The following is a 3,463-nucleotide window of genomic DNA, read 5'->3' as shown; positions in this document are numbered from 1 at the left end:
CCGCCGGCGACGCCACCGTGGGTGAGCTGATCGCCGAGGCCATGGAGAAGGTGAGCGCTGACGGCGTCATCACCATTGAGGAGAGCAAGACCGCCGAGACCTACACCGAAGTGGTGGAGGGCATGCAGTTCGACCGCGGCTATATCACCCCCTATATGGTCACCGACACCGAGAAGATGGAAGCCGTCCTCGACGACGCCTACATCCTCATCACCGACAAGAAGATTTCCTCCATCCAGGAGATCCTGCCCCTGCTCGAGCAGGTGGTCCAGGGCGGCAAGAAGCTGCTCATCATCGCCGAGGACGTCGAGGGCGAGGCGCTCTCCACCCTCATTGTCAACCGCCTGCGCGGCACCTTCACCTGCGTCGCGGTCAAGGCCCCGGGCTTTGGCGACCGCCGCAAGGAGATGCTCCAGGATATCGCCATCCTGACCGGCGGCCAGGTCATCAGCGAAGAGGTCGGCCTCGAGCTGAAGGAGGCCCAGATGAACCAGCTCGGCCGCGCGCGCCAGGTCAAGATCCAGAAGGAGAACACGATCATCGTCGACGGCGTGGGCGACAAGAAGGCCATCAAGGACCGCATCGCGCAGATCCGCGCCCAGATTGAGACGACCACCAGCGACTACGACAAGGAGAAGCTCCAGGAGCGTCTGGCCAAGCTCTCCGGCGGTGTCGCGGTCATCCGCGTCGGCGCGGCCACCGAGATCGAGATGAAGGAAAAGAAGCTGCGCATCGAGGACGCCCTGTCCGCGACCAAGGCGGCTGTTGAGGAAGGCATCGTCGCCGGCGGCGGCGTGGCGCTGCTCAACACCATCCCGGCGGTCGAAAAGCTGATCCCGGGCCTCGACGGCGACGAGAAGACGGGCGCCCGCATCGTCCGCCGCGCGCTGGAGGAGCCCATCCGCCAGATCGCCGAGAACGCCGGCATGGAGGGCTCGGTCATCATCGACAAGCTCCGCCGCACCCGCAAGGTCGGCTACGGCTTCGACTTCGCCAAGGAGACCTACGGCGACATGATCGAGCTGGGCATCGTCGATCCGACCAAGGTCACCCGCAGCGCGATCCAGAACGCCGCTTCCGTGGCCGCGATGGTCCTCACCACCGAGAGCCTCGTTTCGGACGAGAAGGAAGAGAACCCGGTTCCCGCGGCTCCCGCGGGCGGCATGGGCGGTATGTACTAATCCCGCGAATTTACGCACCCCAAAGGCCCCGGCGCGTCGCGCCGGGGCCTTTTTGCATGTTTTCCGGACAGGCCGCTGTGAAAAATTTCAAAAAACTCCTTGACAGATTGTGCAATTCGATTATAATGAAAACAATCAAACCAGACACGCGGAGGAAGCCATGAACAAGCTCACCCTCAAACAGAATCGATTTTTCGGCTTTTTTAGCTGGGGCTTTTACTTTAGCACCGGCTTTTTTGGCTATGGAAAAAGATTGTGTTTGATGAGCAGATAGTTCCGCGCGGCTGATCGCAGGGAATATATCAAGAGGACTCATTGACGCAATGGGTCCTCTTTTTGTATGCGCAAATGACGGGCCCTTGCGTAAAATCAAATTTATTGGAGGCAACCGCAATGATCGTCATTATGAGACCCCGCACCCCGCAGCAGGAAATCGACAAGCTCACCGACGCGCTCACCGCCAGGGGCGTGGAGGTCAACCCGGTCATCGGAAAGGACCTGATCATCCTCGGGCTCGTGGGCGACACGAGCAAGATCGACCCGACCTGGATCGAGGCCAACCGCAACGTCGAGCGCGTCATGCACGTCGCCGAGCCGTTCAAAAAGGCCAACCGCATGTTCCACCCCGACCCGACCGTCGTGAAGGCGGCGGGCCGCGAGATCGGCGGCAAAAAGATCACGATGATGGCGGGGCCCTGCTCGGTCGAGAGCGAGGAGCAGATCTGCGGCATCGCGGAGCAGGTCAGGGAGATGGGAGCGGATTTCCTGCGCGGCGGCGCGTTCAAGCCCCGCACCTCCCCCTACGCGTTCCAGGGGCTTAAGTATGACGGCCTGAAGCTGCTCAAGGAGGCCCGCGCCAAGACGGGACTTCCGATCGTGACCGAGATCATGTCCCCCTACGACATCGAGCTTTTCGAGGAGGATGTGGATGTCATCCAGGTGGGTGCGCGCAACATGCAGAACTTCGAGCTGCTCAAGGAGCTCGGCCGCACCCACAAGCCCATCCTCTTGAAGCGCGGCCTTTCCGCCACGATCGAGGAATGGCTGATGAGCGCCGAGTACATCATGTCGGAGGGCAACGAGAACGTCATCCTCTGCGAGCGGGGCATCCGCACCTTCGAGACCTACACCCGCAACACCCTCGATCTCTCGGCGATCCCGGCGGTCAAAAAGCTCAGCCACCTGCCCGTCGTCGTCGACCCGAGCCACGCGAGCGGCAAGTGGTGGATGGTCGACCCGCTTGCAAAGGCGGCGGTCGCCGTCGGCACCGACGGGCTGATGATCGAGGTGCACAACGACCCCGCCAATGCCCTCTGCGACGGCCAGCAGTCGATCCGCCCGAGCGTCTACGGCGAGCTCGTCAAGGAGCTGCGCGCCATCGCCCACGCCGTCGGCAGGGAACTGTAGGGTTACGGGAGAACGGGCTGGTATATCGACGGCTTTCTTGAAAGAAAGCCTTGGCAAAGAACTTTTGGCTCAGGCGGGACGCCGCCCCGCCCGGTCACGCCGCCCTTGCGGCAGGGTTTCCGATAGATTCCCCGTTCGCACGACGCGCGCGGCCGGCGGCCCGCCGCGGCGAATCTGCATGAGAAGTTTTGCGCCGCTTTTTCAAAAGCGGCAAAAGAAACGCCGCTTTTTTAAAGGCGGCAAAAGAAGCGCCGTTTGTTCAAAGGCGGCAGTCGGAGGTACTTATGGAGGATTTGGCAGGCTACCGGCGGGAGATCGACGAGATCGACTCCCAGCTGATTCCGCTCTTTGAGCGGCGGATGGACGTGGTGCGCGGGGTCGCACGGTACAAGAAGGCGCGGGATCTGCCGGTCCTGCAGCAGGACCGGGAGCGCGTGGTGCTCGAAAAAGCGGTCGCGCGGCTCCGGGACCCGGGCTACGCTGCCGAGGCGGAGCGGTTCATGAACGCGGTGATGGCGATCAGCCGCGCGGCCCAGCGGCGGGACATCGGCGGCGCGCTGCCGCGCGAGGCGGCCCCGCTGGCCGGCAGGGTGGGATATTACGGCGCGCCGGGGTCCTTCTCCGAACAGGCGCTGGCCGACTACTTCGGCGAGGACCGGGAGCGGACCTCCTGTGCCGAATTCGAGGACGTTTTCACCGCGCTGCGGGACGGGGAGATCGACTACGGCGTGCTGCCGATTGAGAATTCCTCCACCGGCGCGATCACGCGGGTATACGATCTGCTGGGGAGCTACGGCTTCTTCATCGTGGGCGAACGCCGCCTGCGCATCCGCCAGAACCTCGTGGGCGTGGCGGGCGCGACGCTCGATACGGTG

Annotated in this window: 4 protein-coding genes; 3 read left to right on the top strand and 1 reads right to left on the bottom strand. The window is 63.2% G+C overall.

Annotation, left to right across the window (positions count from 1 at the left end; translation table 11 throughout):
- Positions 1-1,181 (top strand): chaperonin GroEL (gene groL, locus RDM88_RS12245; RefSeq protein WP_308755107.1); only part of this gene is annotated, 1,181 nt, incomplete at its 5' end.
- 10 nt (positions 1,182-1,191) lie between these two features.
- Here the strand turns inward: groL and RDM88_RS12240 are convergent.
- Positions 1,192-1,497 carry a hypothetical protein gene (locus tag RDM88_RS12240; RefSeq protein WP_308755106.1) on the bottom strand — a complete coding sequence of 102 codons (306 nt, stop codon included), beginning with the start codon at positions 1,495-1,497 and terminating at the stop codon, positions 1,192-1,194.
- A 77-nt stretch (positions 1,498-1,574) separates the two neighbouring features.
- Between RDM88_RS12240 and aroF the strand changes: the two genes are divergently transcribed.
- Positions 1,575-2,588 carry a 3-deoxy-7-phosphoheptulonate synthase gene (gene aroF, locus RDM88_RS12235; protein ID WP_308755105.1) on the top strand — a complete coding sequence of 338 codons (1,014 nt, stop codon included), beginning with the start codon at positions 1,575-1,577 and terminating at the stop codon, positions 2,586-2,588.
- A gap of 284 nt (positions 2,589-2,872) precedes the next feature.
- Positions 2,873-3,463, top strand: a 591-nt coding sequence (locus RDM88_RS12230; protein WP_308755104.1) for a prephenate dehydratase domain-containing protein, incomplete at its 3' end; no start/stop codon positions are given.

Origin of the sequence: uncultured Anaerotruncus sp., assembly GCF_902490045.1 — a bacterium.
Lineage (GTDB): Bacteria > Bacillota > Clostridia > Oscillospirales > Ruminococcaceae > Anaerotruncus.
The sequence above is the reverse complement of the archived record's forward strand: the minus strand, read 5'-3'. Positions and strand labels throughout refer to the sequence as shown.

Coding starts and splice junctions, on each gene's coding strand:
- RDM88_RS12240 (WP_308755106.1), bottom strand. CDS start 1,497: ATGAGTCCTCTTGATATATTCCCTGCGATCAGCCGCGCGGAACTATCT.
- aroF (WP_308755105.1), top strand. CDS start 1,575: ATGATCGTCATTATGAGACCCCGCACCCCGCAGCAGGAAATCGACAAG.